8 protein-coding genes are annotated in these 13,820 nt (G+C 65.0%); 5 read left to right on the top strand and 3 right to left on the bottom strand.

Features of this window, described 5'->3' with window-relative positions:
• The 4 genes from treY to K675_RS0130040 form a co-directional block, all read left to right on the top strand.
• The coding region (gene treY, locus K675_RS0130055) for a malto-oligosyltrehalose synthase (protein WP_017907149.1) at window positions 1-1,965 on the top strand (1,965 nt) is incomplete at its 5' end.
• 22 nt (window positions 1,966-1,987) lie between these two features.
• On the top strand, window positions 1,988-2,281 hold the full coding sequence (locus tag K675_RS0130050) for a DUF2934 domain-containing protein (protein WP_017907148.1): 294 nt from the start codon (window positions 1,988-1,990) through the stop codon (window positions 2,279-2,281).
• A gap of 161 nt (window positions 2,282-2,442) precedes the next feature.
• Window positions 2,443-4,587, top strand: a complete 2,145-nt coding sequence (gene glgX, locus K675_RS0130045; protein ID WP_017907147.1) for a glycogen debranching protein GlgX — start codon at window positions 2,443-2,445, stop codon at window positions 4,585-4,587.
• 169 nt (window positions 4,588-4,756) lie between these two features.
• Window positions 4,757-5,515 (top strand): PIG-L deacetylase family protein, encoded by a 759-nt coding sequence (locus K675_RS0130040; protein WP_026145660.1) that lies wholly within the window; start codon window positions 4,757-4,759, stop codon window positions 5,513-5,515.
• On the opposite strand, the gene glgB is transcribed toward K675_RS0130040, so the two are convergent.
• The 3 genes from glgB to K675_RS0130025 all read right to left on the bottom strand — a co-directional run bounded on the left by glgB (window position 5,516) and on the right by K675_RS0130025 (window position 13,314).
• Complete coding sequence (gene glgB, locus K675_RS0130035; RefSeq protein WP_017907145.1) at window positions 5,516-7,744, bottom strand: 1,4-alpha-glucan branching protein GlgB; 2,229 nt, start codon at window positions 7,742-7,744, stop codon at window positions 5,516-5,518.
• Entirely contained in the window at window positions 7,741-11,079 is a 3,339-nt protein-coding gene (gene treS, locus K675_RS0130030; RefSeq protein WP_017907144.1) for a maltose alpha-D-glucosyltransferase, read from the bottom strand. Before treS ends, glgB begins: the two co-directional genes overlap by 4 nt.
• A 237-nt stretch (window positions 11,080-11,316) precedes the next feature.
• Window positions 11,317-13,314 carry an alpha-1,4-glucan--maltose-1-phosphate maltosyltransferase gene (locus K675_RS0130025; RefSeq protein ID WP_017907143.1) on the bottom strand — a complete coding sequence of 666 codons (1,998 nt, stop codon included), beginning with the start codon at window positions 13,312-13,314 and terminating at the stop codon, window positions 11,317-11,319.
• Window positions 13,315-13,534: 220 nt separating this feature from the next.
• Between K675_RS0130025 and K675_RS33490 the strand changes: the two genes are divergently transcribed.
• On the top strand, window positions 13,535-13,702 hold the full coding sequence (locus K675_RS33490; protein ID WP_017907142.1) for a hypothetical protein: 168 nt from the start codon (window positions 13,535-13,537) through the stop codon (window positions 13,700-13,702).
• Window positions 13,703-13,820: the final 118 nt, after the last annotated feature.

Below are 13,820 nucleotides of genomic sequence, written 5' to 3'. Positions count from 1 at the left end.
CGACCCGCCGGCGATGACATCAACTGGCGGCGCTTCTTCGATGTCAACGAACTGGGTGGGTTGCGGGTCGAACGCCCGGCAGTGTTCGAGGCCACTCATCGGAAGATCTTCCAGTTGATCGAGGAAGGCCTTATCGATGGCCTGCGCATCGACCATGTCGACGGCCTTGCCGACCCTCGTGGCTACTGCCGCCGGCTGCGCCGACGGGTCGATACGCTGGCAGCGGGGCGCCACCTGCCGATCTACGTCGAGAAGATCCTCGGCCAGGGCGAACAGTTGCACCGCGACTGGCAGGTGGACGGCACCACTGGCTACGAGTTCATGAACCAGCTGTCGCTGCTGCAGCACGACCCTCGCGGCGCCGAGCCGCTGGCCAACCTCTGGAGCCGGATCACCGAGCGGCCCGCCGCATTCGGCGAGGAAGCCCGGCTGGCCCGCCAGCAGATGCTCAACGGCTCGCTGGCGGGCGATTTCGAGAGCGTTGCCCAGGCGCTGCTACAGGTAGCGCGGGACAACGTCATGAGTCGCGACCTGACCCTCGGCGCGATCCGCCGCGCGCTGCAGGAACTGATCGTGCACTTTCCGGTGTATCGCACCTACATCAACGCCTGCGGTCGCCCTGCCGAAGACGAGGTGTTCTTCCAGCAGGCCCTGGCCGGCGCCCGTACCACCCTCGGCGAGGCCGACTGGCCGGTGCTCGACTACCTGCAGCAATGGCTCGGTGGCGAACCCTGGCGCCAGCGTCCAGCGGGCCGCGAGCGCAAACTGCTCAGGCATGCCTGCGTGCGCTTCCAGCAACTGACCTCGCCAACCGCCGCAAAGGCCGTGGAAGACACCGCGTTCTATCGCTCGGCAGTGCTGCTGTCGCGCAACGACGTCGGCTTTTCCACCGAACAGTTCAGTGCGCCGCCGGAGGATTTTCACCGGGCCAACCAGCAGCGGTTGCAAGCCTTTCCCGACAATCTGCTGACCACCGCCACCCATGACCACAAGCGCGGCGAGGACAGTCGCGCGCGCCTGGCGGTGTTGAGCGAATGCACGTCGACCTATGCCAGTTGGGTCGGACACTGGCGCGAACTGGCCACAGCGCTGCGCAGCAGCGCGGATGCCCCGTCGGCGGGTGACGAGCTGATGCTCTACCAGACCCTGCTCGGCAGTTGGGCCCTGGACCTGGCCGTCGACGACCCGGCCGCCTTGGCCGACTACGCCGCACGCCTTGGCCAATGGCAACGCAAGGCGCTGCGCGAGGCCAAGCTGCAGAGCAGTTGGAGCGCGCCGAACGAGGCCTATGAAAACGCCTGCCACGATTTTCTCCAGGCGCTGCTGCTCAAGCCCGAGGGGCTGGCACTGCGCACCGCCATCGCCAAGGCCGTGCACGCCATCGCCCCGACCGGTGCGCTCAACAGCCTGGCGCAATGCCTGCTGCGCATGACCGCTCCGGGGCTGCCTGACCTGTACCAGGGCAACGAATGCTGGGACTTCAGCCTGGTCGACCCGGACAACCGCCGCCCGGTGGATTTTATCGCCCGGCACGCGGCGCTACAGGCGCCGACCACGCCCGCTGAACTGCTCGACGACTGGCGCAGCGGCCGGATCAAGCAGGCATTGATCGCCCGCGCGCTGGCCGTCCGTGCCGAGCACCCGGAACTGTTTCGCCGGGGTGCCTACCAACCCCTGCAAGTCCGTGGCGAACACGCTGAAAAGGTACTGGCCTTCCGTCGTGGCAACGCGACGCAACAGGCCATCGTGGTCGTGCCGAGGCTGGCACATGGGTTGTTGGCCGAAGCCGGTCGGCCATGGATTGCCCCGGCAGCCTGGGGTGACACCCGGATCACACTGCCGCTCGCCACCCCGTCCGGCAAATTAATGGGACTTTTTTCCGCAAGCGCAGTCACACCCCATGGGGAGCTGATGGTCGGTGACGCGCTGGGAGACTTCCCGGTCAATCTCTTTATCACAACTTGAGTGTCCGTTCAGGAGCATGGCGATGAGTACCGACGAAAAACGCATACGCGAGTTTGCCTACCAGATCTGGGAATCGGAGGGCCGCCCCGACGGCCAGGAAGCCCGCCATTGGGAAATGGCCCGCAAGCTCGCCGAGGCCGAGGCCCTGGCCCCGAGCAGGCCGGCGACCGCCAGGTCCAAGCCCAGGGCCACGACCACCGCGACCAAACCGGCGGCCAGGAGCACCGCCAAGCCCGTGGTCAAACCGGTAACCGCCAAGACCACCGAGCCGGCCGCCAAGAAACCCAGGGCACCGCGCAAGCCGGCAGCCAACTGAGCACCTTGTCCAGGGAACATGGCGATTCCCTTGTGGGAGCCGGCTTGCTGGCGATTGCAGTCTGACAGCCAACATCGTCATCGACTGACGCGCCGTTATCGTCAGCAAGTCGGCGCCTACAAGGTCCGAGCGAAGTCAGGATAAAGGGAGCAGGAGCATTTATGAGCAAACCGAAGCACAAACAGCCCGGTCGCGAGGACACTCGCATCCGCGAAGGCCTGCCCTTTCCCCTCGGTGCCACCTGGGATGGCCTGGGCGTCAATTTCGCGCTGTTCTCCGCCCACGCCACCAAGGTCGAACTCTGCCTGTTCGACGCCAGCGGCGAGGTCGAGCTGGAGCGTATCGAATTGCCCGAGTACACCGACGAGATCTATCACGGCTACCTGCCCGATGCCCACCCCGGGCTGATCTACGGCTATCGCGTGCACGGTCCCTACGACCCGGGCAACGGCCATCGCTTCAACCCCAACAAACTGCTGATCGACCCCTACGCCAAGCAACTGGTCGGCGAACTCAAATGGTCCGAGGCGCTGTTCGGTTACACCATCGGCCACCCCGATGGCGACCTCAGTTTCGACGAACGCGACAGCGCGCCCTTCGTGCCCAAGAGCAAGGTCATCGACCCTGCCCACACCTGGGGCCGCGACCAGCGGGTCAGCGTACCCTGGGACCGCACCCTCATCTACGAAGCCCATGTGCGCGGCCTGACCAAATGCCATCCCGCCGTCCCCGAAGCGATCCGCGGCACCTTCGCCGGGCTGATGGTCGACGAGGTACTGGAGCATATCCGCTCGATCGGCGTGTCCTCGGTGGAACTGCTGCCGATCCACGCCTTCGTCAACGACCAGCACCTGCTGCACAAGGGCATGACCAACTACTGGGGCTACAACAGCATCGCCTTCTTCGCCCCCGACCCGCGCTACCTCGCCAGCGGCAAGATCGCCGAGTTCAAGGAGGCCGTCGCACACCTGCACGCCGCCGACCTGGAGGTGATCCTCGACGTGGTCTACAACCACACCGCCGAGGGCAACGAACTGGGTCCGACACTGTCCATGCGCGGCATCGACAACGCCTCCTACTACCGCCTCAGGCCCGACGACAAGCGCTACTACATCAACGATTCGGGCACCGGCAACACCCTCGACCTGAGCCACCCGTGCGTGCTGCAGATGGTCACCGACTCGCTGCGCTACTGGGCCACCGAGATGCACGTGGACGGTTTCCGCTTCGACCTGGCGACCATTCTCGGGCGCTACCACGACGGTTTCGACGAGCGCCACAGCTTCCTCGTCGCCTGTCGCCAGGACCCGGTGCTGCGCCAGGTCAAGCTGATCGCCGAGCCCTGGGACTGCGGCCCCGGCGGCTACCAGGTCGGCGGCTTCCCGCCGGGCTGGGTCGAATGGAACGACCGCTTCCGCGACACCGTGCGGGCCTTCTGGAAAGGCGACGATGGTCAGCTGGCCGACTTCGCCGCGCGCATGACCGCCTCGGGCGAGATGTTCAACCAGCGCGGCCGGCGCCCCTACACCTCGGTGAACTTCATCACCGCCCACGACGGTTTCACCCTGCACGACCTGGTGTCTTACAACGACAAGCACAACGAGGCCAACGACGAGAACAACCAGGACGGCAGCAGCAACAACCTGTCCTGGAACCACGGCGTCGAAGGCCCCACCGACGACCCGGCGATCAACACCCTGCGCCTGCGCCAGATGCGCAACTTCTTCGCTACCCTGCTGCTGGCCCAGGGCACGCCGATGATCGTCGCCGGCGACGAGTTCGCCCGCACCCAGCACGGCAACAACAACGCCTATTGCCAGGACAGCGAGATCGGCTGGGTCAACTGGAACCTGGACGACGACGGCCGCTCCCTGCTCGCCTTCGTCAAGCGCCTGGCCAAGCTGCGCCTGGCCTACCCGATCCTGCGGCGCAATTGTTTCCTGGTGGGACGCTACAACGAGGAAATCGGGGTCAAGGACGTCACCTGGCTGGCGCCCGACGGCAACGAAATGACCACCGAACAATGGCATGACCGCCATGGCCGCTGCCTCGGCATCCTGCTCGACGGCCGCGCCCAGGTCTCCGGCCTGCGCCGTACAGGGGCCGACGCGACGCTGCTGATCGTGGTCAACGCTCACCATGACGGGGTCAACTTCCGCCTGCCCGCCGTGCCCCAGGGTCGCTACTGGACCTGCATGCTCGACACCAACGACATCGAAATCCGTGGCCGGGAGCAGTTCGACTTCGATCGCGAGTACACCGTGACCGGTCGCTCGCTGGTACTATTCGAGCTGCATCGGGACTAATGGACAGTTGGTTGCAATCATACTGGCCACGACGACGATGATGGGGATGCGACGATAAAAGTCGCATTTCGGACAACATGAGCGATACTTGGACTTGGCGCTTCAGGATCGAGGCGCCCCAAACGCTCCCTGAGCTGACGTGCCCCCCCACACAAGGACGTGGACCATCATGAGACACCAATCCGCCGCCCGTAACGAGGCTGCGTTGCCGATATGGAGTGCTTCCCGGCAGTTGGCCCGGGTGCCCTGCCTGAGCCCTAACCGCCTGGTCGAGCCGGGAGCTCGGGTCGTGGTCATCGCCCCGCACCCAGGCGATGAGATCCTCGCCTGCGGCGGCCTGCTGCAGATGTTCTCGACCCTTGAAACTCCCCTGCAACTGATTTCTCTGACCGATGGCAGTGCCATCTATCCTGGCTCCCAGCGTTGGTCGGAACAACGCCTGAGCGTGGTCCGCCCCCAGGAAACGGCCGAGGCCCTGCGACGCCTGGGGCTGGAGCTGCACAGCCTGAAGTGGATCCGGGGAGGCTTTCGCCACGGCGTGCTGGAACAGCAGGAAGATGGCATCTGCCAGTATCTGCGGCGCTATCTACGTCATGATGACGTGGTCTTCACGACCTGGCGCGAGGACGGAGACAGCGACCATGACGCAGTTGGCCGCGCCACTGCCAGGGCCTGTGCCGGCAGCGGCGCACGGCTGATCGAGCTGGCGATCTGGGCCTGGTTCCGGCCAGTGCGTGACGAACACCTGATCCCTTGGCACCGGGCCCGCAAGATCCGCCTGAACACCTGGGGCGTTGCGCGCAAGCAGCACGCACTGCACGCCCTTCACAGCCAACTGCAGGGCGACCCGGAAAACGGCATCCCTCCGGTGCTCAAGCCCAACCTGATCGAACAGGCACGGCAACCGTTCGAGATCGTGTTCATCTAGTCAGCCGACCGGCTGCATCATCAACACCGCCAACGGCGGCAGGTTCAGCACCAGTGAGGCGGCCTGCCCGTGGCTGGGCTTGTCCTCGGTGAGCGCCCCACCCCCATTGCCATAGTTGGAACCGGCATAGATCGCCGCATCACTGTTGATCACCTCCCGCCACTGCCCGGCGAACGGCACACCGATGCGGTAGCCCTCGCGGGGTACCGGGGTGAAGTTGGCGATCACCAGCAGCGGCCGCCCCTCGCGGCTCCAGCGCAACCAGGCGTAGACACTGTTGCTCGCGTCGTCGCCAATCAGCCACTGGAAGCCCTGCGCAGCATCGTCCTGCTCGTGCAACGCCGGTTCCTGGCGATACAGCCGGTTGAGATCACTGACCAGCTTCTGCACGCCCTGGTGCTCGGAGTACTGCAGCAGGTACCAGTCCAACTGCCGGTCATGGTTCCACTCACGCCACTGGCCGAACTCGCAGCCCATGAACAGCAGTTTCTTGCCCGGATGCGCCCACATGAAACTCAGGTAGGCCCGCAGGTTGGCGAACTTCTGCCAGCGATCGCCGGGCATCTTGTCGATCAGCGAATGCTTGCCGTGCACCACCTCGTCATGGGAGATCGGCAGGATGAAGCGCTCCGACCAGGCATAGACCAGACCGAAGCTCAGTTCGTTATGGTGATGGGCACGGTACACCGGGTCCTGCTGGATATAATGCAGCGAATCGTGCATCCAGCCCATGTTCCACTTGTAGGAAAAGCCCAGGCCGCCCTGCTGAGTACCTTGGCTGACCCCCGGCCAGGCCGTGGACTCCTCGGCGATCACCAGCGCCCCCGGGGCCTCGAGGGCCACCACGTCGTTGAGATGACGCAGGAAGTCGATCGCCTCCAGGTTCTCGCGCCCGCCGTGGCGGTTCGGCACCCACTCCCCGGCCTTGCGCGAATAGTCGCGGTAGAGCATCGACGCCACCGCATCCACCCGCAGCCCGTCGACGTGGAAGTGCTTGAGCCAGTGCAGCGCCGAAGCCAGCATGAAACCGTGCACCTCGGTGCGCCCGAGGTTGTAGATCAGCGTATCCCAATCCTGGTGGAAGCCCTCCAGCGGGTTGCCGTATTCATACAGCGCCGTGCCATCGAACTGCGCCAGGCCATGGGTGTCGGTGGGAAAATGCGCCGGCACCCAGTCGAGAATCACGCCGATACCGGCCAGATGGCAGGCATTGACGAACGCGGCGAACTCTTCCGGCGTGCCATAGCGGGCACTCGGAGCGAACTGCGACAACGGCTGGTAGCCCCACGAGCCACCGAAGGGATGCTCCATGATCGGCATCAGCTCGATATGGGTGAAGCCCAGTTGCCGCACATAGGGAATAAGACGCTCGGCCAGTTCCGCCCAACCGTAGCGACGGGACACCTCGCCGGCCTCATCGGTTTCGCACTGCCAGGAACCGGCGTGCAACTCGTAGATCGACAGCGGCGCATTCGGCCGTTGCCGCTCGCCCCGCAACTGCATCCACTCCTGGTCCTGCCAGTCGATCCGCAACGGCGCCGCCACCCGCGACGCGGTGTCCGGCGGCAGCTGGGTGGCCAGGGCCACGGGATCGGACTTGAGCGGCAGGATCGAATGCGGCCCGAGGATCTCGTACTTGTACGACTCGCCGGGTTGCAGCCGCGGGATGAAGATCTCCCAGACCCCGCTGGGGTGACGCAGGCGCATCGGGTGGCGACGGCCATCCCAGCTGTTGAAATCGCCGACCACCGACACCCGCCGGGCGTTCGGCGCCCACACGGCAAAGCGCACACCATCGATGCCGTCGACCTGGGTCAGTTGTGCCCCAAGGCAAGTACTCAAGTCACGGTGGTTGCCTTCGGCGAACAGGTACAGGTCCATTTCGCCCAGCAACGGGCCGAAGCTGTAGGGGTCTTCGCCAACCTGCTCGCCCCCGGCCCACTGAATACGCAACAGATAGGGGCGGAGCGGCTCGAACCGTCCGGCATACAGCCCAGGCACTTCGGTTTCGCCAAGGGTGCCCAGCACCTGCCCATCGTCGCGGGCCAGCACTTCGACACTCAGCGCGCCGGGCAGGAATGCGCGAATGACCTGCCCACCCGCACCGTCATCATGGGGCCCGAGAATGGCGAACGGGTCCTGGTGCTCGGCGCGCACCAGCGCCTCGATATCACGGGTCGCCGGCAACAGGCCGACCCTGGCTTTACCTTGTTCCTTGCTTGAATTCATTGCGACTCTCCACCGGACAAGGTTTTCACCTCACTCAACAGTCTGTCCAGACCGTGCAACGGCACCCGCAGCCAGGTCGGACGATTCTGTGCCTCATAGGCGATCTCATAGGCAGCCTTCTCCAGACTGAACAGGGCCAGGGCCGCCTGCGCGCCCGCCGGATCCTGCCATGCATGAGCAAGACTAGCCGCTGCCTGCTCATATGCCCGGATGAACGCCTGCCGCGACTCCGTCAGGTAGCGCTCGACAACCCGCTTCAACGCGGCCTGTGCCACCTCTGAAGCATCGACCCCATGCGAGCTGTCGAGGGCCATCGCCGCGGCATAGTCGAACGAACGCAGCACGCCACTGACATCCTTGTACGGGCTGTGCTTGCCCCGTCGCTCTTGCAACGAACGCGCCGGTTCGCCTTCGAAGTCGATCAGGTAGGCATCGCCCTGCACCACCAGCACCTGCCCCAGGTGCAGGTCGCCATGCACACGAATGCGCAGGCCACCGACCACCTGGGCGGCGAGGCTCTGGACGTGGGCCAGGATGGCCTTTCTGGCAGCCAGCAAGCGTGCGACCAGTGCCTGCTCGTCGGGCGGCAGTTGCTCCCGATGCTGTTCGAGCAGTTGCAGGGCATGGGACACCTGGTTGCCAATGTGCTTGCCCCAGGCCTGGCCATCCTTGCGAGTGCTGACCTCGGCGCTGAAGTCCGGATTGCTGGTCGGCGCGGCCAGCACCTGGTGCATCTCGCCCAGGCGCTGGCCGAGCAGGCCGGCGAAATTCACCAGTTCGTCGAGGGCATCGATCGACACTTCGTGCTCCGCCGCACCGTCCGCCAGTTCGTCGCGGATCGCCCGCTCCAGGTTGTTCTGGCTCCAGACCCAGGCATCGCCCTGGTTGTTCAACAGGCCCTGGGCAATCATCAGCAGGCTCTCCTCGCCCGCCGCGTCACGGCGTACCACCGAGCCCAGCAACGGCGAGATGTGGCGGAAGCCGGCGGCGCCCAGGTAGGCACTCATTTCCAGTTCCGGATGGACCCCGGCGCTGACCTTGCGGACCAGCTTGAGCATCACCCGCTCCCCCACCACCACCGAACTGTTGGACTGTTCGGCCGACAGGTAGCGTACCTCGGCATCCGCCGGCAGCGGTTGCGCCAGCAGCTCGGCGGTGGCCTGGAAGTGCAGCGTGCCCGCTTCGCCGCTGAGTACGCTGCCAGCCTGCAGGCCCTGGATCACCGCCCGCACGAAGCTGTCGAGGCTGAAGGCATCGGTGATCAACCCCACCTGCCGCCCACGGCGCACTCGGGCCAGGGCCAGTTGCTGCGGCAGCGCGGCGTTCATCTGCTCCTCGGCGAGCAGGCCGAACGGCACCTGATAGCGACTGACCTGGCCGCCAACGGTGACCTCGACCTCACTGAGAAGGACCGGCTGCTGCGGCTCGCCGAAGCGCACGCCATAGGCGATGTGCACCTGCTCGACCGCTGCATGCTTGTCGGCGAACCAACGCCGCATCGGTAGCCACTCGGGCAGCGAGGTCTGCTCCAGGCTGGTGCGAGCCGGCGCCTCGAGCAGTTCCTCGAGGCGTTTTTTCAGCACCAGGGTGGTGAAGTCCGGCATGCACTGGGGCGCCTCCACGTGCCAGGCCGGCATCTGGGTCTGCGAAGCGAGCAGGAACCAGTAGAAACCATAGGGCGCCAGGGTCAGCAGGAAATTCAGTTGGCCGATGGGTGGGAAGGCGTTGCCGCCGAGCATCTCCACCGGCACCCGGCCGGCGAACTGCGACAATTCCAGCTCCGCCGCCTGGGCGGTACGCGAGACGTTGGCGACGCAGAGAATGATTTCGCTCTTGCCCTCGGCATCGGTGTATTCGCGGGTGTAGGCGAGAATCCGGCGGTTGGCCGGCGACAGCATCTTCAGGCTGCCCCGGCCAAAGGCCTTCTGCTGCTTGCGCACCGCCAACAGGCGGCGGGTCCAGTTCAACAACGAATGCGGGTCGCCGGCCTGGGCCTCGACGTTCACCGACGCATAGCCGTAGAGCGGGTCCATGATCGGCGGCAGCACCAGGCTCGCCGGGTCGGCGCGGGAGAAGCCGCCATTACGGTCGATCGACCATTGCATCGGGGTGCGCACGCCGTCGCGGTCGCCCAGATAGATGTTGTCGCCCATGCCGATCTCGTCGCCGTAATACAGGGTTGGCGTGCCCGGCATCGACAGCAGCAGGCTGTTGAGCAGCTCGATGCGCCGGCGATCGCGCTCCAGCAACGGCGCCAGGCGCCGGCGGATGCCGAGATTGATCCGCGCGCGGCGATCGGCAGCGTAGTAGTTCCACAGGTAGTCGCGCTCGCGATCGGTGACCATCTCCAGGGTCAGCTCATCGTGGTTGCGCAGGAAGATCGCCCACTGGCAGTTGGCGGGGATCTCCGGGGTCTGGCGCAGGATGTCGGTGATCGGGAAGCGGTCTTCCTGAGCCAGCGCCATGTACATGCGCGGCATCAGCGGAAAGTGGAAGGCCATGTGGCATTCGTCGCCGTGGTCGCCCCTCTGTTCGCCGAAATACAGCTGGGTGTCCTCCGGCCACTGGTTGGCTTCAGCCAGCAGCATGCGGTCGGGGTAATGGGCGTCGATCTCGGCGCGGATGCGCTTGAGCACATCGTGGGTCTCGGGCAGGTTCTCGTTGTTGGTGCCATCGCGCTCGATCAGGTAGGGAATGGCGTCCAGGCGCAGGCCGTCGACACCCATGTCGAGCCAGTAGCGCATTACCGACAGCACGGCCTTCATCACCTGCGGGTTGTCGAAGTTCAGGTCCGGTTGGTGCGAATAGAAGCGATGCCAGAAGTACTGGCCGGCCACCGGATCCCAGGTCCAGTTGGACTTCTCGGTGTCGAGAAAGATGATCCGGGTGCCGTCGTACTTGTCGTCGGTGTCGGACCAGACGTAGAAGTCCCGCGCACTGGAGCCGCGCTTGGCCCGACGCGCCCGCTGGAACCACGGATGCTGGTCGGAGGTGTGGTTGATCACCAGCTCGCAGATCACCCGCAGGCCACGCTTGTGCGCCTCGGCGATAAAGCGCCGGGCGTCGGCCAGGGTGCCGTAGTCCGGGTGTACGCCACGGTACTCGGCGATATCGTAGCCATCGTCGCGACGTGGCGAGGGGTAGAACGGCAGCAGCCAGATGGTGTTGACGCCGAGGTCGGCGATGTAGTCGAGCTTGGCGATCAGGCCGGGAAAGTCGCCGATCCCGTCGTTGTTGGAATCGAAAAAGGACTTCACATGGACCTGGTAGATGACCGCGTCCTTGTACCAGAGCGGGTCGTTGATGAAGGTTGCTGGGCGGGCTTTCTTCGCCATGATGGACTCCTTTGTTAAGGATCACTGCCCTGAACACACGGCAATGAACAACGAACACTCTCCAAGTGGCGAGGGGGCTCGCCCCCGCTCGGCGGCGCAGCCGTCGTAGAACCGCTGCACGCATTTTTCCCGACAGGGCATGCCAGCCGGTCCTGGGGCCGCTCTGCGACCCAGCGGGGGCAAGCCCCCTCGCCACCACGAATTTCCTCATGACCGTGACTACCCGGTAGCTGCGCATCAACCTGGAGTGATGCGCCAGATCCCGAACGGCTGGTGCCAGGGTTCGATACGCATCCACTGGGTCTTGCCGTACCAGGTCCAGGTATGGCCGTTCATCAGGTCTTCGCCGCGGGTCTGGGCGTCGTCGGGCAGACCGAACTCCCACAGCGGCAGTTCGAAATGCGCCTCCTGGGCGTTGTGCGGGTCGAGGCTGACCGCCACCAGAATGAAGCTGCTGCGGTCGGCGGTGCGCTTGCCGAAGTACAGGATGTTGTCGTTCCAGGCGTTGTAGACCTGCAGCCCCAGGTGCGTCTGCAAGGCCGGGTGCTGGCGACGGATACGGTTGAGCTGGGCGATCTCGGCAATGATGTTGCCCGACGCGCTGTAGTCCCGTGGGCGGATCTGGTATTTCTCCGAGTCCAGGTACTCTTCCTTACCCGGCAACGGTGCCGACTCGCAGATCTCGAATCCCGAATACATGCCCCACAGGCCCGAGCCCATGGTCGCCAGGGCCGCGCGGATGAGAAACCCGGCCCGCCCCGACTCGTGCAGGAAGGCCGGATTGATATCCGGGGTGTTGACGAAGAAGTTCGGCCGGTAGCACTCGCGCCACGGCGACTGGTTCAATTCGGTGAAATAGCTGGCCAGTTCGGCCTTGGTGTTGCGCCAGGTGAAATAGGTATAGCTCTGGGAGTAACCGATCTTGCCCAGCCGCGCCATCATCGCCGGCGCGGTGAAGGCCTCGGCGAGAAAGATCACCTCCGGACAACGACCGCGGACATCGGCGATCAGCCATTGCCAGAACGGCAACGGCTTGGTGTGCGGGTTATCGACGCGAAAGATCTTCACGCCCTCCTCGACCCAGCCGAGCACGATGTCGCGCAGCTCGATCCACAGGCTCGGTACGGCGTCGGCGGCATAGAAGTCGACGTTGACGATGTCCTGGTATTTTTTTGGCGGGTTCTCGGCGTACTTGATCGTGCCATCCGGCCGCCAGTTGAACCAGCCGGGGTGCTGCCGCAGCCAGGGGTGGTCCTGGGAGCACTGGATGGCGAAGTCCAGGGCGATCTCCAGACCGTGCTCGGCGGCGGCGGCCAGCAGCCGACGGAAGTCCTCTCGACTGCCCAGTTGCGGATGAATCGCCTCGTGCCCGCCGTCCTCGCTACCGATGGCATAGGGGCTGCCCGGGTCATCGGGGCCGGCGGTGAGCGAGTTGTTCGGCCCCTTGCGATGGCGACGGCCGATGGGATGGATCGGCGGAAAGTACAGCACATCGAAGCCCATGTCGCGGATCGCCGGCAGGCGCGCATGCACATCGTTGAACGTGCCATGACGCGCGGCATCATCGGTGACCGAACGCGGAAACAGTTCGTACCAACTGGCGAACTGCGCCAACTGGCGCTCCACATCCAGGGCGAAATCAGGACTGTGGCTGAGATAGGCCTGGTGATCGGCCTGGCGCATCAGCAGGGCGGTGGCGGGCTTGAGGAAGCACTCGACCTGGCCGTCATTCGAACGCTGCCCCAGTTCGTCGTACAGCGCCGCCAGACGTTCGGCCAACTCACCCTGGCTGCGCTCGCTGGCCTGGCGCACATGCTCGCGACCTTCCCGCAGCTCCAGGTCGATGGGCACCCCGGCGACGAACTTCTTCTCCAGTTCGTAGCAGTAACTGCCGAACTGGTCGAACCAGGCCTCTATCCGGTAGACGTAACGGCCCTGACCGCCGAGCCGCAGCCGACCCTGCCAATGATTGTTGCCTTTGTCGGACATCGCCACGCGCTGCCAGTCGCCGGCCTCGACCGGCTTCCAGGCCAGGCGCACCGCCAGCTTGTCATGGCCATCGGCGAACACCCGCGCGCTCACCGTCACTGTCTCCCCGACCACGGCCTTGACCGCGAACTGCCCGCCGTCGATGGTCGGCATCACATTCTCGATGGCGATGCGCGGCAGCAATAGCGCCTGGGACAACGGCAGGACTTCGCTGACCTGCTCATCCAGCGGTTTATCGGTTGTCATCGAGCATCACTCCCTACGTCCTGTGGACGCTCCAGCTTGCGTGATCATGATGGGTCACGACCGGCTCCATCCTGAAAAAGGCCGCTCAAGGTCGGAGCCGGACGGTCGCGCAAAAGTTCAGACGGATTTGGCGAAGGAGCCGCTCGTCCAGAAAATGCAGTCGATCGCGTTAAAAAAGGGTCAACCACTGCACCAGATGGCAATGCACGGAGGAGCCCTCATGAACATTCCGATTCCGGCAGAAACTCCCGATCCCAACATCGACCAGCCGACCCTGCCCCCGACCGAACCGCAGCCGGTGCCCGAACGGGAACCACCGGAGAGCACCCCGCCGCCCAAGATCGATCCACCGACCACCATGCCGCCGGTGATCGCGAAGCAAGCATAGACAACCCGCGAGACCTGCACGCTGCCGGTAGGAGCGTGGCTTGCCCGCGAACCGACAACGTCGGCCACTCAGCCACATGCCGCGATGTCCGCACGATCGCTTTCGCGAGCAAGCTCTG

It is taken from the genome of Pseudomonas fuscovaginae SE-1 (assembly GCF_000364705.1).
Lineage (GTDB): Bacteria > Pseudomonadota > Gammaproteobacteria > Pseudomonadales > Pseudomonadaceae > Aquipseudomonas > Aquipseudomonas fuscovaginae_A.
This window is presented reverse-complemented; position numbering and strand designations above follow the sequence as displayed.

Coding starts and splice junctions, on each gene's coding strand:
- K675_RS0130050 (WP_017907148.1), top strand. CDS start 1,988: ATGAGTACCGACGAAAAACGCATACGCGAGTTTGCCTACCAGATCTGG.
- glgX (WP_017907147.1), top strand. CDS start 2,443: ATGAGCAAACCGAAGCACAAACAGCCCGGTCGCGAGGACACTCGCATC.
- K675_RS0130040 (WP_026145660.1), top strand. CDS start 4,757: ATGAGACACCAATCCGCCGCCCGTAACGAGGCTGCGTTGCCGATATGG.
- glgB (WP_017907145.1), bottom strand. CDS start 7,744: ATGAATTCAAGCAAGGAACAAGGTAAAGCCAGGGTCGGCCTGTTGCCG.
- treS (WP_017907144.1), bottom strand. CDS start 11,079: ATGGCGAAGAAAGCCCGCCCAGCAACCTTCATCAACGACCCGCTCTGG.
- K675_RS0130025 (WP_017907143.1), bottom strand. CDS start 13,314: ATGACAACCGATAAACCGCTGGATGAGCAGGTCAGCGAAGTCCTGCCG.
- K675_RS33490 (WP_017907142.1), top strand. CDS start 13,535: ATGAACATTCCGATTCCGGCAGAAACTCCCGATCCCAACATCGACCAG.